This is a genomic window from Cupriavidus sp. SIMBA_020, from assembly GCF_046535395.1.
In the GTDB taxonomy this organism is placed as follows: Bacteria; Pseudomonadota; Gammaproteobacteria; order Burkholderiales; family Burkholderiaceae; genus Cupriavidus; species Cupriavidus campinensis.
Genome location: NZ_JAWRWU010000004.1, coordinates 52,256 through 77,787, shown reverse-complemented (window position 1 = coordinate 77,787; position 25,532 = coordinate 52,256). Strand labels below are relative to the sequence as shown.

Here is a 25,532-nt window from a genome sequence, read left to right as displayed (position 1 = left end):
CCGCGCATGTCCCTTGATGTCCTTCCCGATGAAATCACCCTGCAGGCCGTGTCCGGCCGGACGCTGACGTGGACCGGCCACTACGCCGTGTCCGCCGGCCTGTTCGAGATCCGGCCGCCCCGCATTCCGCGCGACGCGCGCCCTGTATTCGACGAGGATCTCGACTGCATCGTCGGCTACCAGCGCAGCTTTGGCGGCTGCTATCACCTGTACGACCTGAACGGCGACATGACGGCGATCTGGGAGGGGCTGCGGGACACGGTGCCGGTGGAGAAGCGCGACCCCATGCTGGTGGTGGGCGGCCTGTGGGCGGCCAACGTGCGCGGCCTGACCGCGCTGGCCCTGCCCGGCATCGGCTCGGCCATGGCACCGACCACGCTGGCCCTGCTGCGCAAGCGCTTTTCCGGGCTGGCGGCCACGCCGCTGCTGTTCACGGCCACCGCGCACACCACGATGAACGATGCGCACCGCTTCGTGCCGGTGCATATCCTGCGGCTGGCAATGCGCCACGGCGACCGCATCCAGCCGCCGCCCGATGTGCCCGGCGCGGCGCGCTACCTGGCCCGGATGGCAATCCGGCGGCGATCCTGCATGCTGGATGTGGTGACGACCCATGGCAACGCCACGATCGTCCAGTTCGAGTACTGGCCCTACGCAGACACGTTGCCGGCGGCCTGATGCAACGGACCCGACGGACCTGCCTGACCCACCTGACCCGGCAGCCGGGGCGCCACCGAGTCGATGGCGGCCAGCACGGCCTCCACCGAGGGCGGCTTGCCCTGATCGCCGATCGACACCGACTGCCCCGGCTTCTGCACGCCGAAGTGCCCGCACGAGGTGGCCGTGAAGATCATCACCGTGGGCTTGCCAAGCGCGTCGGCCAGATGCACGAAGCCGGTGTCCATGCCCACGACCAGCGCGGCGGCGTCCAGACGCTGCGCCACCTCGGTGATCGACATGCGCGGCAGCACCTCGGCATCCGGAATCGCGGCGGCCAGCGCGCGGGACTCCTCGTGCTCCTTCTCCGAACCCCACGGCAGCTGCACGCGGAATCCGCGCGCCGCCAGCGACTGACCCACCGCAATCCAGTGGGCCTGCGGCCATTTCTTGATCTCGGCGGAGGTGGCATGGAACAGCATCGCGCGTGGCACGCCGTCCGTGTTCAGCGGGGTGGCCGGCGCCGGTATGCGCAGCGCGTTGGTCTCGGCTGCCGGGTAGGTGTAGCCGAGCGCGTTGGCTGTCACCAGCCGCATCTTTTCCCGGCAGGTGGCGTCGCCATGCGGGCCGAAGATGTCGGTGTAGGCGAATTCGGCCTTGGCCTCGCCCAGGAATTCGGCGGCGTAGCCAAAGCGGCGCGGCGAGCGTGCCAGCCGGGCGACGATGGCGCTCTTGTAGACGCCGTGCACGTCCACCACGACGTCGTACTTCTCACGGCGCAGCTCCCGCACGGCGCGCAGGATGCCGCGCAGGTCTTTCCACTTCTTGCCGTTCTTCTTGAACTGCCGCAGCGGCGGCGCAATCACCCGGTCCACGCCGATGGCCCAGCGCGGAATGTCCGCGCACGAGGCGTCGGCCACCCAGTCGATGGCGGCGTCGGGGTAGGCGCGGCGCAGGTCGGACACCAGCGGCAGCGTGTGCACCATGTCACCGAGCGAGGTGATCTTGATCAGCAGGATTCGCTTCATGAAATCGGGGGCAGCGGATGGGCGCGCGGGCGAGGATGCCGGCGGCGCGAAGGCGCTAGTATGCCTGAGCCGCCCGGGCTGACGGCTGTCGAACATGTAATCAAAACCCCCTACGCGCCCGGGGCGTCACTGGGCCCGGATGCCGGGCCCCGCCCGGCCTTATTGCCAGACCGAGGCGTCCGGCACCACCGTGGCGAAACGGTCATTCAGCGCCGCCAGCGTGACCCGGTGCAGTTCGGCGGCTGCCAGCGGCTCGCCGCCAAGCGGATCGGGCAGGTCCCGCGTGGCGCAGGCGCTGGCCACCAGCGTGACGCGGTAGCCATGGTCGAGCGCCGAGCGCACGGTGGCGCTGACGCACATATGGGTCTGGAAGCCCGCCACGATCAGTTCCTTGCTACCCAATGCAGCCAACCGCGCGGCCAGCCGGGCGGCCAGCTCGGTGCCGGCGAAGCTGTTCGGCAGTTGCTTGACCACGGTTTCCTCGCCGGGTGCCGGCTGGAGCCCCTCGATGATGGCGGCATACGGGCCCGCCGGGTCGAACGCGCCGCCGGCCTTGCCGTGATGCACCACGTGGATCACCGGCGTGCCGTGGGCGCGGGCGCGCGCCAGCAGGTCGGCGCAGGCCGCCACGGCCTCGGGCATGCCGGTCAGCGGCAGCTTGCCATCGATGTATTCGCGCTGATGGTCGATCAGGATCAGCACGGCGGCTTCCCAGGCGGCGGGGGTGCGGCTGGCACCGGCGGCATCGAGCAGCGTGAAGGGCGCGGACATGGGGCGGGTCTCCTTGTAGTTCGGGATACGTGGGTTGGCTATGCACGCAGCGTAGGGCAGGCTATGCTGTGCGCCAATTCGCCACGAACTCACACTCGCTGTGCAAAAAAGCACAATCTCCTGGGACGACCTGCTCACGCTCTCCACGCTGATCCGGGCCGGCAGCTATTCGGCCTGTGCGCGGGAACTGGACATTACCCACGCCACGGCGATCCGCCGCATCCGCAGGCTGGAGGCCGCGCTGGGCAAACCCGTGGCCACGCGCACCGATGGCACCTTTATGCTGACCAGCGTGGGCCGCAATGCGCTGACGGCGGCGCGGCAGATGGAGCAATCGGCCGACCGCCTGCTGCGCGAGATGGAAGGCGCGACTGCGGGGGTGTCCGGTGTGGTCCGGGTGGCAACCACGGCCGCGCTGGGCAGCGACTACCTGACGCCCCGGCTGCCCTCGCTCTACGCGCAGAACCCCGATATGGAGGTCCGGCTGGAGGTGGACAACCGCGTCACCAGCCTTGCGCGGCGCCGCGCCCATATCGCCGTGCGGCTGAACCGCCCGCACGAGGGCGAACTGGTGGCCCAGCGCGCCGGCACGCTGCGGTTCGGGCTCTATGCCTCCACGCGTGGGGCGGTGGCCGACGACGCGCCGCTGTGCGGCCTGCTCGACGAAGGCTTCACGCTGCCCGAAGTGGCGTGGCCGCAGTCGCTCGGCCGGCCGTTCGCGTTCCAGTCCAACAGCCTGCTTGCGGTGCGTGCCGCCGTACGCGCGGGGCTCGGCATCGCCCTGCTGCCCCACTTCCTCGCCCACGACGATCCGGCGCTGCAACGGGTGCGCGAGGTGCCCGAGGTCGAGCGCGAGATCTGGCTCGCCTACCCCGCCGAATTCCGGGGCGCCTCGCGCTTCCGGCCCGTGATCGACTGGCTGGCGGACACCCTCGCCGACTGCCCTTAACGCCACAGCGCGCACCCCGCCCGCGGTCTCTTGTTGCATCGGCACGACCCACGCGGCGCATGCGCCACCTCGTGTGGGACGCCGCACCAGATTCCCGACATGGCCGCCCGGCGCAGCCCTGCGGTCTGCTACGCTACGAATCGGCTGCCTGCCAAGGGGCGGGGGTTATGGATCACAGCCCGGCAGCCGATAAAAACGGGTTCAGTGCAAATACCAAGAAGAGATTCATGCGGCACTCCTTGAAGTACCGGATGGCGATCGCCGCAGCCGGCGTGGTCACGCTCATTCTCGTGACGCGCGCTTGCTACGCCCAGTTCTATGCCTATGAAAGCCTGAGGACGCTGCTTCAGGCGCAGCAGGACACGCTGGTCAAACTGGTCGCCGGCCAACTCGACGAAAAACTCGAATCCCGCGAAGTGGTGCTGCGCCGCCTCGCGCGCACCTTGTCGCCCCATCTGGACGCAACCCCGCGCCAGCAGTCGGCCATTGCCGCCGACACCGTGGACATGCCCGAAAGCTTCAACGCCGTGTTCCTGGCCCGCCCGGACGGCACGCTCGCCTTCAGCACCGCCGTGCCGGAAGGCGTGAAGATGACCGTGGGCGAGCGCGACTACTTCCGCGCCATCGAGCGCGGCGCCTCGTTCGCCGTATCGGACCTGCTCCAGGGCAAGCACAGCGCGGCGCCGGGCGTCATCCTCGCCGTGCCGATGCACGATGCGGCCGGTGACCTGCGCGCCGTGGTGGGCGGCGTGCTGAACCTGTCGGCCAGCAACTTTCTGCGCGAACTGGCACACAGCCGCGTGGGCGTGACTGGCTACTACTGCCTCGTCTCCGCCGGCGCCAATCCGCGCTACGCGCTGCACCCCGAGGCGGACCGCGTGCTGGCGCCAGCCCGGGCCATCGGCGAGACATGCGGCGCCGAGCAGCCCGAGTCCGACTGGGAAGTCCTCTGGCCGACCCAGCCCATCGTGTCGCGCTACCTGCTCTCGTCCAATGGCTGGGAGGTGGTGGCCGTGCTGCCAGCCGAGGAAGCCTATGCCCCGCTGATCGACGTGCGCAAGCGCACGCTGGTGATCGGCCTTATTTCGTTGCTGATTACCGCCGCGATGATGTGGCTGGTGATTCGCCGCCTGCTCGCCCCGCTCGAGCACCTGCATCGCACGGTGCGCCAACTGGCGATGCAGCCCGCCGCCGTCTCGGACCTGCCGGTACGGCGCGACGACGAGATCGGCGAACTGGCCGGATCGTTCGCCGAGGTGCTGCACCAGCTTTCCGAGCGCGAGGCGGCGCTGAAGGCCGCCAAGGACCGCGCCGCCGCCAGCGAGAAGCGGATCGAGGCAATTGCCAACCATGTGCCGGACTTCGTGGCGTTCATCGACGTCAACGAGCGCTTTGCCTTCGTGAACCAGGCCTACGCGCGCCACTTCGGCCTGCCCGCCGACCAGGTGGCCGGGCTGTCGCTGCGCGAACTGTGGGGCACGCCCGAGTATGTGGCGAATGCGCCCTATCTCGAGGAGGCCCGCAGCGGCCGCGTGGTCACCTTCACGCGCGAAGCGGCCGACGGGCTGGCGTGGGAGGTGACCTACCAGCCGGCGTGGAACGACGCCCAGGACACGGTATCCGGCCTGCACATGTTCGCCCGCGACGTGACCGGGGAGCGCCAGAAGCTGCGCTCGCTGGAGGCGCAGACGCTGTCCGACCACCTGACCGGCCTGCTCAACCGCAAGGGCTTCGACCGCCGGCTCAACGAGACCATGGCCCGCGCCGATGCGGGTGGCCACCGCGCGGCGCTGCTGCTGGTGGACCTGGACGACTTCAAGGCGGTGAACGACACCTACGGCCATCCGGTGGGCGACCGCCTGCTGGTGTCCTTCGCCGAACGGCTCGCCACCTGCGTGCGCAAGGGCGACGCGGTGGCCCGCATCGGCGGCGACGAATTCGCCATCATCCTGGACAACGTGTCGAACCCGGCCACCGTGGAGCGGATCGCCCAGGCCGTGGTGCAGGCCGCGCTGCGGCCCTTCCCCGTGGACGGCCTCACGCTCGTCTCCACCGCCAGCGTGGGCAGCGCCATCCATCGCCCAGACACCGGTTCGTCGGTCAGCGAACTGTTCATGCGCGCCGACATGGCGCTCTACGAAGCCAAGCGCCACGGCAAGGCCCGCCATGCGGCGCCGAACTGCGCGCCGGTGGGTGCCCCAACCTCCCCGGCCGGCGCGATGTCCGGAACCTGAAACGGAACGGTGGCGCCCCAACCGCTGGCGCCACCGTCCCTTCCCCTTACCGATTCACCGGTGCATCACCGCACGCGGCCTTCCTTCCACGCCTGGAGCAGCTTGTCATAGGCGATGGTTTCGCCCTTCGGCTTCTCGTTGTCCAGCTTCTTCCAGGGCGCGTGCTCGGTGCTCAGCCACTTGGCCGGGTCGCTCTTGGGGTTCAGCTTGGGCGCGCAGTTGGTCATGCCGGCGCGCTGGAGGCGCGCCATCACCTGGTCCATCTCCTCGGCCAGGTTGTCCATGGCCGCCTGCGGCGTCTTCTCGCCCGTCACCGCCGTGGCCACGTTCTTCCACCAGAGCTGGGCCAGCTTCGGGTAGTCGGGCACGTTGGTCCCCGTGGGCGTCCAGGCCACGCGGGCCGGGCTGCGATAGAACTCGATCAGGCCGCCGTACTTGGCCGCGTTCTTGGTCAGGTAGTCGGTGTTGATGTCGCTCTCGCGGATAAAGGTCAGGCCCATCAGCGACTTCTTCAGCGAGACCGACTTGGCCGTCACGAACTGGGCGTAGAGCCACGCGCCCGCCAGGCGGTTGGGGTCGGTGTTCTTGAAGAAAGTCCAGGAGCCCACGTCCTGGTAGCCGTTCTGCATGCCCTGCTTCCAGTACGGGCCGTACGGCGACGGCGCCATGCGCCACTTGGGCGAGCCATCGGCATTGACCACCGGCAGGCCCTTCTTGGTCATGTCCGCCGTGAAGGCCGTGTACCAGAAGATCTGCTGGGCCACCTGGCCCTGCGCGGGCACCGGGCCGGCTTCGGAGAAGGTCATGCCCATGGCCTGCTGCGGCGCGAACTTCTTCATCCAGTCGATGTACTTGGTCAGCGCGTAGACCGCCGCCGGGCTGTTGGTAGCGCCGCCACGCGAGACCGAGGCGCCTACCGGCGTGCACTTGTCCTCCGCCACGCGGATGCCCCACTCGTCCACCGGCATGCCGTTGGGCAGGCCCTTGTCGGCGGTGCCGGCCATCGACAGCCACGCGTCCGTGAAGCGCCAGCCCAGCGAGGGGTCTTTCTTGCCGTAGTCCATGTGGCCGTAGACCTTCTTGCCGTCCAGTTCCTTCACATCGTTGGTGAAGAAGTTGGCGATGTCCTCGTAGGCCGACCAGTTGGTCGGCACGCCGAGGTCATAGCCGTACTTGGCCTTGAACTTGTCCTGCAGGTCCTTGCGGGCGAACCAGTCGGCGCGGAACCAGTACAGGTTGGCGAACTGCTGGTCGGGCAGCTGGTACAGCTTGCCGTCCGGCGCCGTGGTGAACTTGGTGCCGATGAAGTCCTTCACGTCCAGGCCGGGATTGGTGAATTCCTTGCCGGCGCCGTTCATATAGTCGGTCAGCGGCAGGATCGCGCCATAGCGGTAGTGGGTGCCGATCAGGTCGGAATCGGAGATCCAGCCGTCGTAGATGGACTTGCCGGACTGCATCGACGTCTGGAGCTTCTCCACCACATCGCCTTCCTGGATCAGGTCGTGGTTGACCTTGATGCCGGTGATTTCCTCGAACGCCTTGGCCAGCGTCTTGGACTCGTATTCATGGGTGGTGATGGTTTCCGATACCACGTTGATCTGCGTCACCCCCTTGGCCTTGAGCTTGGCGGCGGCGTCGATGAACCACTTCATCTCGGCCATCTGCTTGTCCTTGGCCAGCGACGACGGCTGGAATTCGTTGTCTACCCACTTCTTCGCGGCGGCCTCGTCGGCTCGTGCCCCGCCGCATGCCAGCGTGGCCGCTATGGCCAGGGCCGACATCCCCAACTTCACGTGCACTTTCATCAGTGTCTCCTATTGGAATAATGGAATGATGGAACGGCAACGACTGCGCGCGCCGGCGGGCGTCAGCCACGGCGCATGACCACAAGCAGCACCACGGCCGCAATGGCCGCACTGATCCAGATCGACGGTTCCTCCGCCAGCCCGAACCAGGTCTGCATCTTCTCGCCCAGCCCTACCCAGGCCAGGTTGATCCACGCGGCGAACATCAGCCCGATGAACAGCCGGTCGCCGCGCGTGGTGGCAATCGGCAGGAAGCCCTTGCGCATGACCGTGGGGGAGCGAGCCTCCCAGACCGTCATGCCGATCAGCATCACCACCACCAGCGCGAAGAACACCGCCACCGGGGTGGTCCAGACCATCCAGCTCAACATGTGACGAACTCCTCTCTTTGGCCCGGCCCGCTACACGCGGCCCATGGCGAAGCCCTTGGCGATGTAGTGCCGCACGAACCAGATCACGATGGCGCCCGGCACGATGGTCAGCACGCCGGCGGCGGCCAGCACGCCCCAGTCCATGCCGGAGGCGGACACCGTGCGGGTCATGGTGGCGACGATCGGCTTGGCATTGACCGAGGTCAAGGTGCGCGCCAGCAGCAGCTCCACCCAGCTGAACATGAAGCAGAAGAACGCCGCCACGCCCACCCCGGCCTTGATCAGCGGCAGGAAGATGGTCAGGAAGAAGCGCGGGAACGAGTAGCCGTCCACATAGGCGGTCTCGTCGATCTCGCGCGGCACGCCGGACATGAAGCCTTCCAGGATCCAGACCGCCAGCGGCACGTTGAAGACCAGGTGCGCCAGCGCCACGCCGAGGTGGGTGTCCATCAGCCCGATGGTGGTGTAGAGCTGGAAGAACGGCAGCAGGAACACCGCGGGGGGCGTCATGCGGTTGGTCAGCAGCCAGAAGAACACGTGCTTGTCGCCGATGAACTGGTAGCGCGAGAACGCGTAGGCCGCCGGCAGCGCCACGCTGATCGAGATCACCGTGTTCAGGGCGACGTAGATCAGCGAGTTGATGTAGCCGGAGTACCAGGAGGCATCGGTGAAGATGGTGCGGTAGTGCTCGAGCGTGAACGAGGCCGGCCACAGCGACAGCGTGGTCAGGATCTCCTCGTTGGTCTTGAACGACATGTTGACCATCCAGTAGATCGGCACGATGGCAAACAGCAGGTAGACCACAAGAAACACCGGCCGCCATGCGCCGGCCCGGTTGCTGGCGTGTTGACTAGCCATGAGGCACCTCCTCCCCGCCGGACGTGCCGGCGCGCTGCATCCAGTTATAGAGGATGAAACAGGTCAGCAGGATGATCAGGAAATAGACAATCGAGAATGCCGCCGCCGGCCCGAGGTCGAACTGGCCCACCGCCTTCTGGGTCAGGTACTGGGAGAGGAAGGTAGTGGCGTTGCCCGGCCCGCCGCCGGTCAGCACGAAGGGCTCGGTGTAGATCATGAAGCTGTCCATGAAGCGCAGCAGCACGGCAATCATCAGCACGCCGCGCAGCTTGGGCAGCTGGATGTAGCGGAACACGGCGAAGCGGGAGGCCCCGTCGATCTGGGCGGCCTGGTAGTAGGCGTCCGGAATCGCGCGCAGCCCGGCGTAGCAGAGCAGCGCCACCAGCGGGGTCCAGTGCCAGACATCCATCACCAGCACCGTGACCCAGGCATCCACCGCGCTGCCCGTGTAGTTATAGTCGAATCCCATCGCCTCCAGGGTGGCGCCGAGCAGGCCGATGTCGGTGCGGCCGAAGATCTGCCAGATCGTGCCGACCACGTTCCACGGAATCAGCAGCGACAGCGCGATGATGACCAGCACCGCCGAGGCCCGCCAGCCCTTGGCCGGCATGGCCAGCGCCAGCAGGATGCCGAGCGGGATCTCCACCAGCAGCACGGCCAGCGAGAAGCCAAGCTGGCGGATCAGGGCGTCGTGCAGTTCGGCGTCGCGCAGCACGGTGCGGAACCATTCCGTGCCGACGAACACGCGCCGCTCCGGCGAGATGATGTCCTGCACCGAATAATTGACGATGGTCATCAGCGGCAGGATGGCGGAGAACGCCACGCACAGCACCACGGGCAGCACCAGCAGCCAGGCCTTCTGGTTGACGGGCTTCATTGGACCAGTTCCTCGTTGATATAGAAGCAGGTGTGGCGGTTGAACACCGAGAGCCACGCCGTGTCCCCGGGGGCCAGGCTGGCCGCCTCGGTGCCGAGCCGGGCGCGCAGGGTGCCGCCAGCCTGCTCGCCCTCCCCCGCCACCGTGCCGGTCACGAGCCAGTACGTGCCGATGTCCTGCGCGCGCGTCACGCGCATCGGCATGGCCTGCGGGTCGTCGGGAGCGGCCAGTTGCAGGTACTCGGGCCGCACGCCCACCTTGAAGGCGCCAGCGCCTGCCAGCGCGGCGGCGATGCCCGCCGGCAGCTCCGGCATATAGCGGCGCCCGGCCACCTCGATGGCGCCGTTGTGCCACGTGCCCGGCAGGAAGTTCATGCCCGGCGAGCCGATGAAATTGCCGACGAAGGTATGCGCGGGCCGCTCGAACAGCGCATCGGCGGCGCCCACCTGCACCGCCTTGCCGCGCGACATCACCACCACCTGGTCGGCGAAAGTCAGCGCCTCGGTCTGGTCGTGCGTCACGTAGATCAGCGTCAGCCGGAATTCGTGGTGGATTTCCTTGAGCTTGCGCCGCAACTGCCATTTCAGGTGCGGATCGATCACGGTCAGCGGCTCGTCGAACAGGATCGCCGAGACGTCCTGCCGCACCAGCCCGCGCCCGAGCGAGATCTTCTGCTTGGCGTCCGCCGCCAGCCCGCTCGCGCGGCGGTCCAGCGAGGCCGAGAGGTCTAGCATTTCGGCGATTTTTCCGACCCGCTCCTTGACCTGGGCCGCCGGCACGCCGCGATTGCGCAGCGGAAAGGCCAGGTTCTCGCCGACGGTCATCGTGTCGTAGATCACCGGAAACTGGAACACCTGGGCGATGTTGCGCGCCTGTGGCGTGGCGGCGGTCACATCGCGGCCGTCGAACTGGATCGTGCCCTGCGAGGGCCGCAGCAGGCCGGAGACGCAGTTCAGCAGCGTGGTCTTGCCGCAGCCGGACGGCCCGAGCAGCGCGTAGGCGCCGCCATCCTCGAAGGTGAAGCGCAGCGGCAGCAGCGCGTAGTCCTCATCGGTCTTCGGTTCGGCGACGTAGGAATGGGCGAGGTCGAGGTCGATCCTGGCCATCTCAGCCACCCGTCTCGGAGATGGGCGTGCTGACCACATCGGCCAGCGCGCCGGGCCGTTGGGGCGCGTGGATGCGCAGGCCGGCGGCGTCGAACAGGTAGAGATGGGCCGGCTCCAGATGCAGGGAGAGCGGCGCGCCGAGTTGGAGGTCGAGCACCCCGGCGAACTGGGCGACGAGGTTGCCCATCGCCGTATCGAGGTGGACGAAGGTGTCGGAGCCGGACAGTTCGGCCAGCGCCACCTTGCCCGGCACGGCCACCGCACCGGGCACGGCGGCCAGCCGCAGGGCGGCGGCGCGCACGCCCACGGTGACCGGGCCATCGGGCGCCTGCACCTCGGGGAGCGGAATCACGATGTTCCCGGCCAGCGTCACACGGCCCGCTTCCAGCCGGCCTGCGACGAGGTTCATCGGCGGATCGCTGAAAGCCCGCGCCACGCGCAGCGAGGCGGGATAGTGGAAGACCTCGGGAGTCGGGCCGTACTGGAGCAGCTCGCCGGCATCGAGCACCGCCGTGTAGCCGCCGAGCAGCAGCGCCTCGGCCGGCTCGGTGGTGGCGTAGATGACGGTGGCGTCGCCATGGGCGAAGAGCTGGGTCAGTTCCTCGCGCAATTCCTCGCGCAGCTTGTAGTCAAGGTTGACCAGCGGTTCGTCCAGCAGCATCAACGGCGCGTTCTTGGCCAGCGCCCGGGCCAGCGCCACGCGTTGCTGCTGGCCGCCGGACAGTTCCGCCGGGTAGCGCGCCAGCAGGTGGTCGATGCGCAGCCGGCCGGCTATCGCGCGGACCTGGGTGTCCAGCGCCGGCCCGCGCACGTTGCGCAGCCGCAGGGGCGAGGCGATGTTGTCGAAAACGGTGAGCGAGGGGTAGTTGATGAACTGCTGGTAGACCATCGAGACATTGCGCTCGCGCACCGGCACGCCGGTCACGTCGGCCCCGTCGGCCAGCACCCGGCCCGCGCTAGGCTTGTCCAGCCCCGCCATGACCCGCATCAGCGAGGTCTTGCCCGCCTGGGTGGCCCCAAGGAGTATGGTCACGGCCCCGCGCACAGGCGCCAGTGACATCGGATAAAGATAGGCTTGCGATCCCACCTGCTGCGCAACGCCGTCCAGGCTCAGTTGCATCCGGTCTCCATCGGTTCGATTCGTGTTCGAACTGCATTGATGTGCTTGCTCGATCACAATAAGAACCGTGACCGAGGGGCACTATTCATGGCATCCCGCTCGTTTTAGCAAATAAACGAACACAAAACAATCGTGCAGTGCATCATTTGTTTTCGTTTGTGTTTGAACTAGAATGCGGCACATGACGCTCAATCCCCGCCAGACCGCCCTGCTCGAGGAAGTCCGCAACCAGGGCTTTGCCTCCATCGACGAACTCGCGCGCAAGTTCGGCGTGACGCTGCAAACCGTGCGGCGCGATGTGAATCTGCTGGCGGAAAACGGCATGCTCGCGCGTTTTCATGGCGGCGTGCGGATGGATGGGTCCACCACCGAGAACATCGCCTACCGGCAGCGGCAGGTGCTGCATGCCGAGGGCAAGGTGCGCATCGCGCGGGCCGTGGCGGCGGCGGTGCCGGAGGGCTGCTCGCTGATCCTGAACATCGGCACCACGGTGGAGGAAATTGCCCGCGCGCTGATCCATCATCGCGGGCTGCGCGTCATCACCAACAACCTGCACGTGGCCAATATCCTGGCCGACAACCCCGATTGCGAGGTCATCGTGGCCGGCGGCGTGCTGCGCTCGCGCGACCGGGGCATCATCGGCGAGGCCACGGTGGAGTTCATCCGCCAGTTCAAGGTCGATATCGGCCTGATCGGCATCTCGGGCATCGAGACCGACGGCACGCTGCGTGACTACGATTTCCGCGAGGTGAAGGTGGCGCGCACGATCATGGAACACTCGCGCGAGGTGTGGCTGGCGGCGGATGCCAGCAAGTTCAACCGTCAGGCGATGGTGGAACTGGCACCGCTCTCCAGCATCGACCGCCTGTTCACGGACGAGCCGCTCCGGCCGCCGTTCGTGCAGATGCTGGCGGACAGTGGAGTGAATTGTGTGGTGGCGGACGGGGAATGAGGCGGGGGGTGGGACGGCGGCGTGCTTGCCAGCCACCGTCCCACCCCCCCGGCCCCTCTCCCGGAGGGAGAGGGAAGAATCCCGTTTACTTGAAGACGACGGTCTTGTGGCCGTTCACCAGGATGCGGTGTTCGGCGTGCCACTTGACGGCGCGGGCCAGGGCCACACATTCCACGTCGCGGCCCACGGCGGTCAGCTGCTCGGGGTCCATGCTGTGGTCCACGCGCTCGATTTCCTGCTCGATGATCGGGCCTTCGTCAAGGTCGGCCGTCACGTAGTGCGCGGTGGCGCCGATCAGCTTCACGCCACGGTCGTGCGCCTGGTAGTACGGCTTGGCGCCCTTGAAGCTCGGCAGGAAGGAGTGATGGATGTTGATCGCGCGGCCGGCCAGCTTGCGGCACAGGTCGTCGGACAGCACCTGCATGTAGCGCGCCAGCACCACCAGATCGATGTTCTGGTCGCGCACCACCTCGAACACGCGCGCTTCCTGCGCGGCCTTCTGCTCGGCGGACGCGTTCATCAGCGGCAGGTGGAAGAACGGCACGTCGTACGACGCGGCCAGCTGGTAGAAGTCACGATGGTTCGAGACGATCGCGGCGATCTCCACCGGCAGGCCACCGGCCTTGGCACGGAACAGCAGGTCGTTCAGGCAGTGGCCGATCTTGGACACCATGATCATCACGCGCGGCTTCGCGGTGGCGTCGAACACCTCCCACTGCATGCCGAACTGGTCACCGACCGGCGCGAAGGCCTGGCGCAGCGTGGCGAGGTCCGGGCCGCCGGCAGCGGGCATGAAATGCACGCGCATGAAGAAACGGCCCGTGAATTCGTCGCCGTACTGGTCAGAATCGACAATATTGCAGCCGTGCTGGAACAGCAGGCCGGAAACGGCATGAACAATGCCCGGCTGGTCCGGGCACGAGAGGGTAAGGATAAATCCGGTGGCGCTCATCGTAAGCAAGGGCAAATCGTAATGTGGCAGGCCGGCACCGTGATGCGCAGCGAGGCTGGCGCGGGTCAGGCTGGGGGCGCGCTGGGCGTCCAGCCGCGCCGGATAAGCGTATCCAGCGTCACCAGCGTGGCATCCACGGTCATGGCGCGGTCCGCCATGATAGCAAGCAATGCGCCCGGCTCGATACGCCGGTGCTCGGCCACCTCCCCGTCGCGGTTCACCGGCACGAAGTCCGGCGGCAGCGTCAGGTCATATATGTATACGTGCTCCCACTGCACGCCCTCGGGGATTTCGCGCAGTACCTCGATCACGCCGTGGGGCGCGGCCCGGCCCGCCAGGTCGGGCGGAATGCCGGATTCCTCGTCGCATTCCCGGATCAGCGTTTCGAGCGGATGGCTGCCATGGGGCATGCCGCCGGCCACGAGGTTGTCCCACATGCCGGGGTCGACCGATTTGCTCTCGCTGCGGCGCGAAATCCACATCGCGCGCTCGCCGGCGATGATCCCGTTCATGTGCGAAGCGAAGGTCAGCAGCCCGAGGAAGCGCGCCGCGGCGCGCTCCACCACGGCGAACGCCGGCGCGGCGAGAGCCGGGGTGACCGCGAACAACTCGTTGCGCCAGCCGCGCACGTGGCCGGCGTCGGCCAGCTGCCGCGCCAGCGTGGCCAGCGCGGCGCTGCGGGTCTCGAAGGTGGTGCAGGCCGGGAGCAGCGTCACGGCGTCCGGCTCGGCAGGCGGGCCATCGCCCAGCATGCCGGGGATGCGCCGCAGGACGTCCGCATGCACGCGGGGCATCCACCCCACCTGCTGGCCGGCCACGGCCAGCCGCAAGTGGGCGGCGGGCTCGAACGGGCTGCGCGCGGTCACGCCGGCGCGCACCACACTCACGATTTCTGACGGTTGGAACAAGGATTCGGCCATGGCAGCGATGTCTGGCCGGCAAACCCGGCCGCAATTCAATTCCGGATGGAACGCATGACCCCGACGCCTTCATCGCAGCAGCCCCAGTACGTGCTGGCCCTCGACCAGGGCACCAGCAGCTCGCGCGCCATCCTGTTCGATCACGCCGGCAATGTGGTGCGGATCGCCCAGCGCGAGTTCCGGCAATATTATCCGCATCCCGGGCACGTCGAGCACGATCCCTATGAAATCTGGCAGTCGCAGCTGGCCGTGGCCCACGAGGTATTGGGCGATGCCGGCGTCAGCGGCACCCAGATCCGCGCCATCGGCATCACCAACCAGCGCGAGACCACCGTGCTGTGGGACCGCAAGACCGGCGAGCCGGTGGGCCGCGCGCTGGTCTGGCAGGACCGCCGCACCGCGCCGATGTGCGAGGCGCTGCAGGCCGCCGGCCACGGCGACACCTTCCAGCAGAAGACCGGCCTGATCATCGACGCCTATTTCTCGGGCACCAAGCTGCGCTGGATGCTCGATCACTACGAAGGCGCCCGCGCCCGCGCCGAACGCGGCGAGCTGGCCTTCGGCACCGTCGATAGCTGGCTGATCTGGCAGTTGACCGATGGCAAGCGCCACGTGACCGATGTGTCGAATGCATCACGCACGCTGCTGTTCAACATCCACAATTTCCGCTGGGACGACGAACTGCTCGGCCTGCTCGACATTCCGCGCAGCCTGCTGCCCGACGTGGTGCCCTCCAGCGGCGAGGTGGCGCGCACCGCGGCCCGGCTGTTCGGCACCGAGATCCCCATCGCCGGCATCGCCGGAGACCAGCAGGCGGCTACTTTCGGCCAGGTCTGCTTCTCGCCCGGCATGGCAAAGAACACCTACGGCACCGGCTGCTTCATCCTGATGAATGCCGGGAGCCAGCCCGTGACCTCGCACAACCGGCTGCTGACGACAATTGGCTGGCAGATCGGCAACGACACGCAATATTGCCTCGAAGGCGGCGTGTTCATGGGCGGCGCCACGATCCAGTGGCTGCGCGACGGCCTGAAGCTGATCCAGAGCGCGCCCGAGGTAGAACCGCTCGCGCGCCAGTGCGAGGACACCGGCGGCGTGGTGCTGGTGCCGGCCTTTGCCGGGCTCGGCGCGCCGCACTGGGACCCGTTCGCGCGCGGCACCATCGTCGGCATCACGCGCGGCACGGGCGGGCCGCATATCGCCCGGGCCGCGCTGGAATCGATCGCCCTGCAAAGCGTGGATGTGCTGGACGCGATGCAGAAGGACGCCGGCATTGCGCTGGCCGAGCTGCGGGTGGATGGCGGCGCCTCGCGCAGCGACCTGCTGATGCAGATGCAGGCCGATCTGCTCGGCACGCCGGTCGTGCGCCCGCGCGTGACCGAGACCACCGCGCTGGGCGCCGCCTATCTGGCGGGGCTGGCGACCGGCTACTGGGCCGATACCGAGGAAATTGCGCGCCAGTGGCAGGTGGAGCACCGCTTCGAGCCGCGCCTCTCTGCCGATGAGCGCGGGCAACGGCTGGCCCGCTGGCACCGCGCCGTGGACCGCGCCCGCGACTGGGCGCGCGATGACGCCCCATCCGCCTGACCGCCCTAACCATCGTCAAATTTCGTTGAAATTCGATTTGCACCGAACCACCATGCCCACACCCGTCACCCCCATCCAGCCACCCTCGCGCGCCGCCCTGCTCGATACCCTGCGGCGCGAGGCCCGCTGGGACGTCATCGTCATCGGCGGCGGCGCCACCGGGCTCGGCACGGCCGTGGACGCCGCGTCGCGCGGCTATCGCACCCTGCTGCTGGAGGCGGCCGACTTCGCCAAGGGCACATCAAGCAAGGCCACCAAGCTCGTGCACGGCGGCGTGCGCTACCTGGCCCAGGGCAACATCAGCCTGGTACGCGAGGCGCTGCACGAGCGTGGCCTGCTGGCCCGCAACGCGCCGCACCTGGTCTGGCCGCTGGGCTTCGTGGTGCCGGCCTACCAGATGTTCGACCAGCCGTTCTACGGCATCGGCCTCAAGGTGTACGACATGCTGGCGGGCAGCCTGAACCTGTCCGGCAGCCGCTGGCTGAACCATCGGGAGACGCTGGAGGCCGCGCCCACGCTGGCCGAACACGTCGGCGGACGGCCGCTGCGCGGCGGCAACCTCTACTTCGACGGCCAGTTCGACGATGCACGGCTGGCCGTGGCGCTGATGCGCACGCTGTTCGACGTGGGCGGCACGGCGGTCAACTACATGCGCGTGACCGGGCTCTCGCAGAAAAACGGCGTGATCACCGGCGTGACCGCGCAGGATGCCCTCGCCGGCGAAGGCGAAGGCGGCGAGACCTTCCCGCTGCGCGCGGACTGCGTGATCAATGCCACGGGGGTGTGGGTCGATGCGGTGCGGCAGATGGAGGACGGGCAGGCGCGGACCATGGTGGCGCCGAGCCAGGGCGTGCACCTGACCATCCCGCGCAGCTTCCTGCCCGGCGACCGGGCGATCCTGATTCCGAAGACCGATGACGGCCGGGTGCTGTTCGTCGTGCCCTGGAACGGCCACACCATCGTCGGCACCACCGACACGCCGCGCCACGACCTGCCGCTGGAGCCCCGCGCGGGCGCCGACGACGTCGATTTCATCCTGGAGACGGCGGCACGCTACTTGTCCCGCGACCCCACGCGCGCCGACGTGACCAGCGTCTGGGCCGGGCTGCGGCCGCTGGTCAAGGCGACTGGCGAGGCGTCCACCGCGTCGCTGTCGCGCGAACATACGATTTTGGTGTCGAAGGCGGGCCTGATCACGGTCACCGGCGGCAAGTGGACCACCTATCGCAAGATGGCCGAGGATGTGGTGGAAACGGCGATCCAGCGCCAGCTGCTGCGCGCGGCGCCGTGCCGCACGGCCGATCTGCCGCTGCATGGCGCCGCCGGCCTGCCGGCGGACCTGCCCGCGCCGGGCTCCGGGTCGCCAGACCGCTACTACGGCGCGGACCTGCCGCTGGTGCGCGCCCTGCCCGGCGCCGACACCCTGGTGGTGCCCGAAACCGGCCTGACCGAGGCCCACGTGCGCTTTGCCGCCCGCCACGAACTGGCGCGGCGCGTGGAAGACGTGCTGGCGCGCCGCAACCGCGCGCTGTTCCTGGACGCCCGCGCGGCACTGGCCGGCGCCCCGCGCGTGGCCGCTATCCTGGCCGAGGAACTCGGGCACGACGCGGCCTGGCAGGCGCGAGAGCTGGAGAGCTTTGGCGCGCTGGCGAAGGGGTACCTGCTATAAAGGCGCGGCTGGCGCCAAGACTTGGGCGATAATGCCGGGTATCGCATCAGGGAGAACACCATGGACGAGATTGACGATCTGTCCGATCTGCCGATGCCCCGGTTCATCTGGGGCTTCGCTGTCATCGCCGGCAAGGGCGGCGAGATCATGCATGACGAATTCGAATATCTGACCCACACGCGCAGCCCGCGCTTCACGTGCCGTGTGGTGGAGCTGGAGGACATGCCGGCGGACAGCGAGGAGTCCGGCATCGACGGCCGCCTCGTGCATTACGACGAGCCGGACCGCCTGTTCTACATCACCGACGCCGGGCTGGCGCTGGTGAACTTCCAGCTGTTCGATAACTTGCCCGAGAAAGGCAAGCTCAAGAAGGTCTGCGACGAAGCCATCACCAACTGGCTGCTGCGCCGCGATTTCCTCGACGACGAGGAAGACGAAGGCTGAGGCCTTCAGCGCCCCTCTTCCGCAGGGAGAGGGGCCACCCCATCCTCAGGCGGTCATTCCCGCCAACCCCTTTTCCAGCACCTCGGCCACCAGGCCGTTCATGCCGCCCGGGTGCTCCTTGGCCAGTTCCTGCAGCCGCGCCGCCAGTTTTCCTTCCAGCTTGCATGCAAACGGCACCAGGCCGGCCTGCTGGTCGAGCTTGCGCTGCTCGCGCCGGGCCAGCGTTGCCGCCTGACCCACGCCACCGCCACGCACCGCCGCCGCGTGCTTCATGTCATGGGCGATCTTGAGGCCTTTGTTCTTTTCCAGGTCCGTCTTCTTCACGGGAATTTGTCCGAGGGGGATTGAGTAAGGGCGCCATTGTACCGGGGCGGGCCGGGTGGCCGGTTTACTCCGGCCGCACCGTGATCAGGCCCGACGCCACGCGTTCGATCTCGCAATAGACCGGCAGCGCCTCCAGTGGCCCGGTGCAGCCCACGCCCGAGGCCTGGCTCGCATCCGCGCCCGGGGGCAGGAACACGAACGCCATGCCCGGCTGCCAGCCCGGGTGCCGGCGCAGGCTGTCATTGAGGATGTCGAGATACTGCGCACGCGAGAAGACCTGCTTTGCCATGTCTCATGCCTCCGGGGTGGAACAATCTCGCGGAAATCCTAGCATGGCGCCCCGCGCGGCAGTTACCGCATGATGAGAAGACCGGCGAATCAGCACTCGCCCTTCTTGGCGTGGCCCGGCGGGCAGCCCTTGCCGCCCTTGTCCTTGTACTTGCCGTGGTCGCCCGGCCCCTGGTTCCAGCGTTCCGGCTGCATCACCCAGCCATTGCTCGCCTGCACCCAGCGCGGCGACTCATAGACATAGCCCGGCCGATCCTTGGCCCACTTGCCCTGCTTCCACTTGTGCTTGTGGCCGTGGTCGTCCCAGGCCCAGTAGCCCGGCTGCCAGATGTAGCCGTGGCGCGGCGCGGGCACGGCCTCGTAGATCGGGGCCGGCGGCGGGGTGCCAATGCCGATATGGATATTGACCTGCGCCATCGCCGCCGGCGCGAACGCCAGGGTGGCAACGAGCAGCGTGGCGCCCGTCATGGCGCGGACGAGACGGCGTTGGAACTTGTCTTGAAGCTCGGGCATTCCCTCTCCTTCTATCTGTCTTCGGGGTTTCGATGGCAAATGGGCGGCAGCCGACACGGCCCCGCGCGGGGCCCGGCTTGAGAAAGGGTATCGGAAAACGGTGCGGCGTGACAGTCACCGGGCACGCCGGATGGACGGGTGTCAGTGATCGGCGGCCATCGCCTTGAGCTGGGCGTCGCCCGCCACGCGTGCGGCGTCGGCCGTGGTGAACGTGTCGTCGGACACAATGGTGCGCCGGACCTGCTGGGCGCCGAAGTCCACCAGCGCAATGATCCAGACATAGCGCCCTGCCTGCGGCGCGGTCTGCACGAACGCCTTCACCTGCCCTTTTTGTTGCGATTGGGATTCGGTCGCCATGGTGCCCTCCGTGGACAAACGCGTTCAAACGACTCTAGCACATCCACATGGACGCGCCGGCTACAGTTTTGCCGGCACCGTGCCGACATCCCAAGGGACCCCAACCGCCCTTGCCCGTGCCGCGCACCTTCTCTCCGCCCCTCCTGCTGCCTGCCCTGCCGATGCTCGCCGCGCTGCTGCTGGCCACGCCCCGGCTGGCCGCGCACGACCTGACCCCGGCCGCCCCGGCACTGCCACGCCCGGAGGCGGTGGCACGCGTGGTCATGGGCCTGCTCGGTTATGCGCGCTGGCCCGTGGAGCGCGACGCCCTACGGCTTTGCGTAGACCCCGTCGCGCGCTATGCCGGCAAGCTGATGGAGGGCGGCGCGCTCTCCACGGGCCGGCTGGTCGCCGCCCGGCAGATGGACCCCATGGCCGGCAACCCGGCGCCCGACTGCGACGCGCTCTATGTCGGCGCGATGTCCGCCCCACGCCGCGAGAAAATCTCCGCCGACGTGACCGGCCACCCGGTGCTGGTGATCGCGGAGGAAGACTTCGAGTGTGATGCCGGCAGCATGTTCTGTCTCAACATCCGCGAGCGGCAGGTCTCCTTCCGCGTCAACCTCGATGCCCTCGGCCGCAGCGGCATCCACGTCCACCCCGGCGTACTGCAACTGGGCCGCCGCAAGGCGCCGGCATCATGACGCGCGCTTCCCGGCCGTCGCTCTATGGCACCCTGCGCCGCTTCCACCTGAGCGTGGCGCTGATCGCCGTGTTCACCGCCGGCACCACGCTCACCGGCCTGGGCCTGACTGCGCTGCGCGCCTATGCCGACCACAACCTGCGGCTGGTGGCGCGCTCCATCGCCTATACCGTGGAGGCACCGATCGTGTTCCGCGACGAAGCCGCCGCCGCCGAGACCCTGTCGATGATCGCCACCGGCGAGGACCTGACCGCGGTCTGGATCTTCGACCGCGACAACCAGCCGGTGGCCAGCTGGCACCGCCATGGTTCGTCGCGCTTCCCGGCCCTGCGCCAGTTCGTCCGGGACCTGCTGACCTCGGGCCCGGTGGACCAGCCGGTCTTCCACCAGTCCCAGCAGGTGGGCAGCGTGCGCGTGGTCGGCGACCCCGTGGCGCTGCTCCATTTCCTGCTCAAGGGCATGCTCGGGCTGATGGCCTGCCTGCTGCTGACGGCGGTGGGCGCGCACTACCTGTCCAGCCGCATGCTGGTGCACATCATCGACCCGGTGCGCAGCCTGATGCGCGTGGCCCATGCGGTGCGATCCGAACGCGCGTTCGGCCAGCGCGTGCCGCCGGCGCGCATCGACGAACTCAACGCGCTGGGCGAGGATTTCAACGTGCTGCTCGATGAACTGGAGGCCTGGCAGGGCCAGTTGCAGCACGAGAACCGCTCGCTGGCGCACCGCGCCACGCACGACAGCCTGACCGGCCTGCTCAACCGCGCCGCCTTCACCGAGGCACTCGACCAGGCCGTGCGCAGCGCGGCGGCCATGGGCCAGCGCGTGGCCGTGCTCTATCTGGACAGTGACGATTTCAAGGGCATCAACGACCGCCACGGCCATGCCGTGGGGGACGCCGTGCTGGTGGGTATCGCCCAGCGCATCCGGGCCTGTCTGCGCGAGACCGACCGCGCGGCCCGGCTGGGCGGCGACGAATTCGCGGTGCTGCTGGGGACCTTGCGTGAGACCGACGACGCCGTCCTGACCGCCAAGCGCATCCTGGCGGCGATGACCGAGCCGTTCGGCACGGCGAGCGGGGAAAGCATCGGGGCGACGCTCAGTATCGGGGTGGCGGTCTATCCGGTGCACGCGCGCGGCGGCACGGCGCTGCTGCATGCGGCGGACGCCGCGATGTACGGCGCCAAGCGCCAGTCCGGCGCCACCTGGCGCTACGCGGAGGCGGTGGCGCCGGCCTGAGTCAGTCGCCGAACGGGTTCGGCACGCTGGAGACCGGCTCGTCGGTCAGGTCGAACTCGTCCCGCACGTCGTCGACGACGTTGCGGATGGCGGCCTCGAAGCCGCGTGCATTGCCGAAGCGGGCCATGTCCCAGTTCCGGCCACGCCCATCGCGCGGGTGCGGCTGCGGGTCCGGCACCTGGATGTGTCGGCCCTCGTCGGCGATTTCGTCGATCTGCTGGACCCGCCGGCTCACCTCTTCCATGATGACGCGCCGGCTGCGCTCGCGCTTGGCCATGACTGGCCTCCTCTCGGTGGTTCGTCCGCGGCCATCCTAGCACGGGCGCGCCGTGCGTTATAGCGCCGCCTTGGCCGCCTGGTAGGCCGCGTAGAGGCGCTGGAACACCGGACCGGGCTGGCCATTGCCGATGGCGCGGCCGTCGAGCGTGACCACCGGCAGCAGCTCCTTGCTGGCCGACGACAGCATGACCTCGTCCGCCGCGAAGACCTCGTCGCGCGCGATGGGACGCGACGTGAACGAAATATCCATCGCGGCGCAGAGTTCCTCCATCAGGCCGTAGCGGATGCCCTCCAGGATCAGGTTGTCCTTGGGCGGGGCCACCACGCGGCCCTGCTGCACCAGCCACACGTTCGACGCCGAGGCCTCGGTGAGCTGGCCGTCGCGGAACTGGATCGCCTCGGTCACGCCGTTGGCGGCGGCTTCCTGCGCGGCCAGCACGTTGCCGAGCAGCGAGGTGGACTTGATCTGGCAGTTCAGCCAGCGGCGGTCTTCCATCGTCACGCAGGCCACGCCCTGCTCCACGGCCGACGCCGGCGGCAGCGCCATCGGGTTGGTCATGATCAGCACGGTCGGCGTGACCGCTTCCTTCGGGAACGCATGTGCCCGCTTCGCCACGCCGCGCGTGACCTGCATGTAGACCATCTGGTCCGACATGCCGTTGGCCTTGACCACACGGCCGATCAGCGCGAGCCATTCGGCCTCGGTGTACGGATCGTCGATGCCAATGGCCGCCAGGCTGCGCTTCAAACGCGCCAGATGCTGCGCGCCCCGGAACGGCTTGCCGTTGTAGAGGGGAATCACTTCATAGATGCCGTCGCCAAAGATAAACCCGCGGTCGAGGACGGGAATGCGGGCTTCGGACAACGGGAGCAGTTCCCCGTTCAGGTAGACGATGGCTTCGGACATGGGGCGATGACGGCAATGAGGGTAGGAGATTGTCATTCTTCCACATGGCGATTCCTCCCCTTATGCAAAATGTGCATCGACACGGCGCCGAACGCATTCGTTTGATGCCAAACGCTTGACCCGTTGGCGCAAACAGGAGCCACTGATTTCAATGTTTTGCCCGAATACGGCACGGCGAATTGAATAATTTTTATTTCACGCCCGCCCCCCTGCGCCCCCGCCCAATTCGCCGAAAACTGCGTGCTATATTCGCCACGCAGTACCGTGAGCGCGGCGCTGCGGTCATCTTTGCGATGGTGCGGCTGCGCCACCTTCACAGGGCACTCGATATGATTCTTCTCGTGTCAGACCTGCGCTGTGGCGGCAAACGGCTTGCCATGCTGTGCATGGCCGCATGTGCCGCGTCCGCGATGGCGCAAACGCCGGCCCCGGCGCCCACGGCATCGACGCCGGCTGCGGCCTCGACCCCTGCAGCCCCTGCAGCCCCTGCAGCCCCGGCAGCCCCTGCACCGGGGCGCACCCAGGTGCTCACGCTGGCCCAGATGGGTGCCGGCCAGCCCATCCCGCTGCGCGGCGTGGACCCCGACCGCACCCTGAACATCGGCGTCCGCCTCGATGAAGTGGTCACGGCCGCCAGGCTCAAGCTGGTCTTCACCTACTCCCCCTCGCTGGTCTATCCGCTCTCGCACCTGAAGATCCGCCTCAACGACGAAGTGGTGGCCACCCTGCCGCTGGAGAAGGAGCAGGCGGGCCAGCAAATCACGCGCGAGATCGACCTTGACCCGCGCTACTTCACGGACTTCAACCGCCTGAACGTGCAGATGATCGCCCACTACACGGTCGATCACTGCGAGGACCCGTACCACTCCAGCCTCTGGGCGGATATCAGCCCCGCCACCACGCTGACCCTGACCAAGCTGCCCGTCACGCTGCCGGACAACCTCGCGCTGCTGCCCGCGCCGTTCTTCGACCGCCGCGACAACAGCCGCGTCACCGTGCCCTTCGTGCTGCCGGCCAATGCCGATGCCGCCACGCTGCGGGCGGCCGGCGTGGTGTCGTCCTGGCTCGGCGCGCTGGCCAGCTACCGGGAGCTGCGCTTCCCGGCGCGCAGCCAGTTGCCCGCCGATGCCCACGCCATTGTCTTTGCGATGCCGAACGCGATGCCGGCGGGCATCCAGCTGCCCGAGATCCAGGGCGCCTCGGTCAGCGTGATGCCGAATCCAGCGAATCCGTCGCGCAAGCTGCTGGTGCTCGCCGGCCGCAATCCGCAGGAATTGCAGGTGGCGGCCAACGCGCTGGTGCTGGGCAAGGCCGCCATGGCGGGCAGCCGCGCCGGCGTGCAGTCGGTAGAACTCGGCAAGCCGCGCAAGCCCTACGACGCACCGGCCTGGGCGCCGGTGGACCGCCCCGTGCTGTTCAAGGAACTCGTCACGGACCCGCAGCAGCTGCAGGTGGGCGGCGCCAGCCCTGATCCGATCCGGGTGAACCTGCGCGTGCCGGCCGACCTCTACGGCTGGAATGACCGCGCCGTGCCCCTGAACGTGAGGTACCGCTACACCGCGCCCTCCACCTATAACGACTCGGTGCTCAGCGTCGATATCAACGAGCAGCTGGTGCGCTCCTACCGGCTCAAGCCGCTGACCGCGCAGAACGACGAGAGCCTGGTCAGCGTGCCGCTGATCTCGGGCGGCAGCGCATCCGTCAGCAACGAGATCCTGATCCCCGCCTTCCGCGTGGGCAGCAACAACCAGATGCAGTTCCGCTTCCACATGGACTCGCAGAAGACCGGCCTGTGTGCGTCCTCGGCGGCCAACGTGGCGCGCGCGGCGGTCGATCCCGATTCGTCGATCGACTTCAGCGGCTTCTCGCACTACGCCGCGCTGCCCAACCTCGCCTTCTTCGCCAACAGCGGCTATCCGTTCACCCGGCTGGCGGACCTGGCCGATACCGCCGTGGTCATGCCGGACGCCCCGAGCGCGCTCGATCAGGAGGCGATGCTGACGCTGCTCGGCCACATGGGCAAGTGGACCGGCCTGCCGGCGCTGCGCGTGGCGGTGGCGCCGGCCAGGGCCATCGACACCGTGAAGGACCGTAACCTGCTGATGGTGGGCACCGGCAGCGCAGGCGAGCTCCTGGCGAGCTGGGGCAAGTCCCTGCCGATCCTGATCCAGCAGGGCCGCACCGAGATCACCCTGCGCGACCAGCGCGGCGGGGCGTGGACCCACTGGCTCAGTGGCGAGGCAGACCACAACGTGTCGCCCGCCGGGCGCGCGATCCTTTCCGCCGACGGGCCGCTGGCGGCGCTGATCGGCTTCGAATCGCCGTATCAGGCGCAGCGCAGCGTGGTCGCCGTGACCGCCACCGCGCCCGAGAACGTGCGCGATGTGCTCGATGTGCTCGAAGACGCCGGCAAGGTCGCCCAGATTCGCGGCGACCTCACCGTGGTCCGCCAGCGCGAGGTGGAAGGGCTGCGCCTGGGCGAGCGCTACTACGTGGGCACCCTGCCCTGGTATGCGCGGGTGTGGGTGCGCATGGCGGACCACCCGGCGCTGCTGGCCATCGCCGGCATCGTGGCCGGGCTGCTGGTGGCGCTGACCCTGTTCTGGGCGCTGGGCCGGATCGCGGCGCGCCGCAACGGAGGGTGAC

General features: G+C 68.3%; 27 protein-coding genes. 10 read left to right on the top strand and 17 right to left on the bottom strand.

From position 1 onward, the window contains the following. The first annotated feature begins 6 nt into the window (after positions 1 to 6). Positions 7 to 678 (top strand): hypothetical protein, encoded by a 672-nt coding sequence (locus tag SB751_RS09580; protein ID WP_246119025.1) that lies wholly within the window; start codon positions 7 to 9, stop codon positions 676 to 678. On the opposite strand, the gene waaC is transcribed toward SB751_RS09580, so the two are convergent. Continuing rightward, positions 651 to 1,685 (bottom strand): lipopolysaccharide heptosyltransferase I, encoded by a 1,035-nt coding sequence (gene waaC, locus SB751_RS09575; RefSeq protein ID WP_144201815.1) that lies wholly within the window; start codon positions 1,683 to 1,685, stop codon positions 651 to 653. The genes SB751_RS09580 and waaC overlap by 28 nt on opposite strands. A gap of 159 nt (positions 1,686 to 1,844) precedes the next feature. Beyond that, complete coding sequence (locus SB751_RS09570) at positions 1,845 to 2,456, bottom strand: cysteine hydrolase family protein (RefSeq protein WP_144201817.1); 612 nt, start codon at positions 2,454 to 2,456, stop codon at positions 1,845 to 1,847. 100 nt (positions 2,457 to 2,556) lie between these two features. Between SB751_RS09570 and SB751_RS09565 the strand changes: the two genes are divergently transcribed. Both SB751_RS09565 and SB751_RS09560 read left to right on the top strand, forming a co-directional pair. Then, a complete protein-coding gene (locus SB751_RS09565; RefSeq protein WP_410747987.1) occupies positions 2,557 to 3,405 on the top strand; it encodes a LysR family transcriptional regulator in 849 nt (282 codons plus the stop codon). Between the two features lie 227 nt (positions 3,406 to 3,632). Continuing rightward, a complete protein-coding gene (locus SB751_RS09560; RefSeq protein ID WP_244845100.1) occupies positions 3,633 to 5,639 on the top strand; it encodes a diguanylate cyclase domain-containing protein in 2,007 nt (668 codons plus the stop codon). Positions 5,640 to 5,704: 65 nt separating this feature from the next. Here the strand turns inward: SB751_RS09560 and SB751_RS09555 are convergent, their stop codons facing one another. The 6 genes from SB751_RS09555 to SB751_RS09530 all read right to left on the bottom strand — a co-directional run bounded on the left by SB751_RS09555 (position 5,705) and on the right by SB751_RS09530 (position 11,776). After that, positions 5,705 to 7,432, bottom strand: a complete 1,728-nt coding sequence (locus tag SB751_RS09555) for an ABC transporter substrate-binding protein (RefSeq protein WP_144201930.1) — start codon at positions 7,430 to 7,432, stop codon at positions 5,705 to 5,707. Positions 7,433 to 7,506: 74 nt separating this feature from the next. After that, complete coding sequence (locus SB751_RS09550) at positions 7,507 to 7,815, bottom strand: DUF2160 domain-containing protein (protein WP_149135621.1); 309 nt, start codon at positions 7,813 to 7,815, stop codon at positions 7,507 to 7,509. Between the two features lie 30 nt (positions 7,816 to 7,845). Then, complete coding sequence (locus tag SB751_RS09545; RefSeq protein WP_092289866.1) at positions 7,846 to 8,673, bottom strand: carbohydrate ABC transporter permease; 828 nt, start codon at positions 8,671 to 8,673, stop codon at positions 7,846 to 7,848. Continuing rightward, complete coding sequence (locus tag SB751_RS09540; RefSeq protein ID WP_144201823.1) at positions 8,666 to 9,550, bottom strand: carbohydrate ABC transporter permease; 885 nt, start codon at positions 9,548 to 9,550, stop codon at positions 8,666 to 8,668. Before SB751_RS09540 ends, SB751_RS09545 begins: the two co-directional genes overlap by 8 nt. Then, on the bottom strand, positions 9,547 to 10,656 hold the full coding sequence (locus SB751_RS09535; RefSeq protein ID WP_144201825.1) for an ABC transporter ATP-binding protein: 1,110 nt from the start codon (positions 10,654 to 10,656) through the stop codon (positions 9,547 to 9,549). The genes SB751_RS09540 and SB751_RS09535 overlap by 4 nt, the downstream gene beginning before the upstream one ends. Position 10,657: 1 nt before the next feature. Beyond that, the gene (locus SB751_RS09530; protein ID WP_144201827.1) at positions 10,658 to 11,776 is read right to left on the bottom strand and encodes an ABC transporter ATP-binding protein; all 1,119 of its coding nucleotides are present in this window, start codon (positions 11,774 to 11,776) and stop codon (positions 10,658 to 10,660) included. 181 nt (positions 11,777 to 11,957) lie between these two features. On the opposite strand from SB751_RS09530, the gene SB751_RS09525 reads away from it, so the two are divergent. Beyond that, the gene (locus SB751_RS09525; RefSeq protein ID WP_186296958.1) at positions 11,958 to 12,728 is read left to right on the top strand and encodes a DeoR/GlpR family DNA-binding transcription regulator; all 771 of its coding nucleotides are present in this window, start codon (positions 11,958 to 11,960) and stop codon (positions 12,726 to 12,728) included. Between the two features lie 85 nt (positions 12,729 to 12,813). On the opposite strand, the gene purU is transcribed toward SB751_RS09525, so the two are convergent. After that, positions 12,814 to 13,680 carry a formyltetrahydrofolate deformylase gene (gene purU / locus SB751_RS09520; RefSeq protein ID WP_144201831.1) on the bottom strand — a complete coding sequence of 289 codons (867 nt, stop codon included), beginning with the start codon at positions 13,678 to 13,680 and terminating at the stop codon, positions 12,814 to 12,816. 65 nt (positions 13,681 to 13,745) lie between these two features. Continuing rightward, a complete protein-coding gene (locus SB751_RS09515; protein WP_211944141.1) occupies positions 13,746 to 14,600 on the bottom strand; it encodes an NUDIX hydrolase in 855 nt (284 codons plus the stop codon). A gap of 54 nt (positions 14,601 to 14,654) precedes the next feature. Between SB751_RS09515 and glpK the strand changes: the two genes are divergently transcribed. The 3 genes from glpK to SB751_RS09500 are packed head-to-tail and all read left to right on the top strand — an operon-like array spanning position 14,655 to position 18,300. Then, entirely contained in the window at positions 14,655 to 16,187 is a 1,533-nt protein-coding gene (gene glpK / locus SB751_RS09510) for a glycerol kinase GlpK (RefSeq protein ID WP_377731721.1), read from the top strand. 52 nt (positions 16,188 to 16,239) lie between these two features. Then, positions 16,240 to 17,856, top strand: coding sequence for a glycerol-3-phosphate dehydrogenase/oxidase (locus SB751_RS09505; protein ID WP_144201837.1), 1,617 nt, complete (start codon positions 16,240 to 16,242; stop codon positions 17,854 to 17,856). Positions 17,857 to 17,916: 60 nt separating this feature from the next. Further along, entirely contained in the window at positions 17,917 to 18,300 is a 384-nt protein-coding gene (locus SB751_RS09500; RefSeq protein ID WP_144201839.1) for a hypothetical protein, read from the top strand. Positions 18,301 to 18,345: 45 nt separating this feature from the next. On the opposite strand, the gene SB751_RS09495 is transcribed toward SB751_RS09500, so the two are convergent. The 4 genes from SB751_RS09495 to SB751_RS09480 form a co-directional block, all read right to left on the bottom strand. Continuing rightward, the gene (locus SB751_RS09495; RefSeq protein ID WP_144201841.1) at positions 18,346 to 18,624 is read right to left on the bottom strand and encodes a hypothetical protein; all 279 of its coding nucleotides are present in this window, start codon (positions 18,622 to 18,624) and stop codon (positions 18,346 to 18,348) included. A 64-nt stretch (positions 18,625 to 18,688) separates the two neighbouring features. Beyond that, positions 18,689 to 18,913 carry a hypothetical protein gene (locus tag SB751_RS09490; RefSeq protein ID WP_144201843.1) on the bottom strand — a complete coding sequence of 75 codons (225 nt, stop codon included), beginning with the start codon at positions 18,911 to 18,913 and terminating at the stop codon, positions 18,689 to 18,691. Positions 18,914 to 19,002: 89 nt separating this feature from the next. Then, positions 19,003 to 19,425: a YXWGXW repeat-containing protein gene (locus tag SB751_RS09485; protein ID WP_144201845.1), complete on the bottom strand. Its 423-nt coding sequence runs from the start codon at positions 19,423 to 19,425 to the stop codon at positions 19,003 to 19,005. 141 nt (positions 19,426 to 19,566) lie between these two features. Continuing rightward, positions 19,567 to 19,782 carry a hypothetical protein gene (locus SB751_RS09480; RefSeq protein ID WP_144201847.1) on the bottom strand — a complete coding sequence of 72 codons (216 nt, stop codon included), beginning with the start codon at positions 19,780 to 19,782 and terminating at the stop codon, positions 19,567 to 19,569. A gap of 47 nt (positions 19,783 to 19,829) precedes the next feature. On the opposite strand from SB751_RS09480, the gene SB751_RS09475 reads away from it, so the two are divergent. Next, positions 19,830 to 20,465 carry a YfiR family protein gene (locus SB751_RS09475; protein ID WP_410747986.1) on the top strand — a complete coding sequence of 212 codons (636 nt, stop codon included), beginning with the start codon at positions 19,830 to 19,832 and terminating at the stop codon, positions 20,463 to 20,465. Further along, on the top strand, positions 20,462 to 21,700 hold the full coding sequence (locus tag SB751_RS09470) for a diguanylate cyclase domain-containing protein (protein ID WP_144201849.1): 1,239 nt from the start codon (positions 20,462 to 20,464) through the stop codon (positions 21,698 to 21,700). Before SB751_RS09475 ends, SB751_RS09470 begins: the two co-directional genes overlap by 4 nt. 1 nt (position 21,701) lies before the next feature. On the opposite strand, the gene SB751_RS09465 is transcribed toward SB751_RS09470, so the two are convergent. From SB751_RS09465 to SB751_RS09455, 3 genes are read right to left on the bottom strand one after another with little or no spacing between them, the layout of a single operon-like run. Further along, entirely contained in the window at positions 21,702 to 21,977 is a 276-nt protein-coding gene (locus SB751_RS09465; RefSeq protein ID WP_144201851.1) for a hypothetical protein, read from the bottom strand. Between the two features lie 57 nt (positions 21,978 to 22,034). Beyond that, a complete protein-coding gene (locus SB751_RS09460; RefSeq protein WP_144201853.1) occupies positions 22,035 to 22,886 on the bottom strand; it encodes a D-amino acid aminotransferase in 852 nt (283 codons plus the stop codon). Between the two features lie 32 nt (positions 22,887 to 22,918). Beyond that, on the bottom strand, positions 22,919 to 23,203 hold the full coding sequence (locus SB751_RS09455; RefSeq protein ID WP_144201855.1) for a hypothetical protein: 285 nt from the start codon (positions 23,201 to 23,203) through the stop codon (positions 22,919 to 22,921). A gap of 69 nt (positions 23,204 to 23,272) precedes the next feature. On the opposite strand from SB751_RS09455, the gene bcsB reads away from it, so the two are divergent. Then, positions 23,273 to 25,531: a cellulose biosynthesis cyclic di-GMP-binding regulatory protein BcsB gene (gene bcsB / locus SB751_RS09450; RefSeq protein WP_410748055.1), complete on the top strand. Its 2,259-nt coding sequence runs from the start codon at positions 23,273 to 23,275 to the stop codon at positions 25,529 to 25,531. Position 25,532: the final 1 nt, after the last annotated feature.

Excerpts from the sequence above, each read along its gene's own strand:
- SB751_RS09460 (WP_144201853.1), bottom strand. The coding sequence starts at position 22,886 with ATGTCCGAAGCCATCGTCTACCTGAACGGGGAACTGCTCCCGTTGTCC.
- bcsB (WP_410748055.1), top strand. The coding sequence starts at position 23,273 with ATGGCCGCATGTGCCGCGTCCGCGATGGCGCAAACGCCGGCCCCGGCG.
- purU (WP_144201831.1), bottom strand. The coding sequence starts at position 13,680 with ATGAGCGCCACCGGATTTATCCTTACCCTCTCGTGCCCGGACCAGCCG.
- waaC (WP_144201815.1), bottom strand. The coding sequence starts at position 1,685 with ATGAAGCGAATCCTGCTGATCAAGATCACCTCGCTCGGTGACATGGTG.
- SB751_RS09500 (WP_144201839.1), top strand. The coding sequence starts at position 17,917 with ATGGACGAGATTGACGATCTGTCCGATCTGCCGATGCCCCGGTTCATC.
- SB751_RS09470 (WP_144201849.1), top strand. The coding sequence starts at position 20,462 with ATGACGCGCGCTTCCCGGCCGTCGCTCTATGGCACCCTGCGCCGCTTC.
- SB751_RS09515 (WP_211944141.1), bottom strand. The coding sequence starts at position 14,600 with ATGGCCGAATCCTTGTTCCAACCGTCAGAAATCGTGAGTGTGGTGCGC.
- SB751_RS09530 (WP_144201827.1), bottom strand. The coding sequence starts at position 11,776 with ATGCAACTGAGCCTGGACGGCGTTGCGCAGCAGGTGGGATCGCAAGCC.
- SB751_RS09525 (WP_186296958.1), top strand. The coding sequence starts at position 11,958 with ATGACGCTCAATCCCCGCCAGACCGCCCTGCTCGAGGAAGTCCGCAAC.
- SB751_RS09465 (WP_144201851.1), bottom strand. The coding sequence starts at position 21,977 with ATGGCCAAGCGCGAGCGCAGCCGGCGCGTCATCATGGAAGAGGTGAGC.
- SB751_RS09475 (WP_410747986.1), top strand. The coding sequence starts at position 19,830 with ATGGACGCGCCGGCTACAGTTTTGCCGGCACCGTGCCGACATCCCAAG.
- SB751_RS09490 (WP_144201843.1), bottom strand. The coding sequence starts at position 18,913 with ATGGCAAAGCAGGTCTTCTCGCGTGCGCAGTATCTCGACATCCTCAAT.
- SB751_RS09580 (WP_246119025.1), top strand. The coding sequence starts at position 7 with ATGTCCCTTGATGTCCTTCCCGATGAAATCACCCTGCAGGCCGTGTCC.
- SB751_RS09570 (WP_144201817.1), bottom strand. The coding sequence starts at position 2,456 with ATGTCCGCGCCCTTCACGCTGCTCGATGCCGCCGGTGCCAGCCGCACC.
- SB751_RS09505 (WP_144201837.1), top strand. The coding sequence starts at position 16,240 with ATGCCCACACCCGTCACCCCCATCCAGCCACCCTCGCGCGCCGCCCTG.
- SB751_RS09560 (WP_244845100.1), top strand. The coding sequence starts at position 3,633 with ATGCGGCACTCCTTGAAGTACCGGATGGCGATCGCCGCAGCCGGCGTG.
- SB751_RS09540 (WP_144201823.1), bottom strand. The coding sequence starts at position 9,550 with ATGAAGCCCGTCAACCAGAAGGCCTGGCTGCTGGTGCTGCCCGTGGTG.
- glpK (WP_377731721.1), top strand. The coding sequence starts at position 14,655 with ATGACCCCGACGCCTTCATCGCAGCAGCCCCAGTACGTGCTGGCCCTC.
- SB751_RS09485 (WP_144201845.1), bottom strand. The coding sequence starts at position 19,425 with ATGCCCGAGCTTCAAGACAAGTTCCAACGCCGTCTCGTCCGCGCCATG.
- SB751_RS09545 (WP_092289866.1), bottom strand. The coding sequence starts at position 8,673 with ATGGCTAGTCAACACGCCAGCAACCGGGCCGGCGCATGGCGGCCGGTG.
- SB751_RS09535 (WP_144201825.1), bottom strand. The coding sequence starts at position 10,656 with ATGGCCAGGATCGACCTCGACCTCGCCCATTCCTACGTCGCCGAACCG.
- SB751_RS09550 (WP_149135621.1), bottom strand. The coding sequence starts at position 7,815 with ATGTTGAGCTGGATGGTCTGGACCACCCCGGTGGCGGTGTTCTTCGCG.
- SB751_RS09480 (WP_144201847.1), bottom strand. The coding sequence starts at position 19,782 with ATGGCGACCGAATCCCAATCGCAACAAAAAGGGCAGGTGAAGGCGTTC.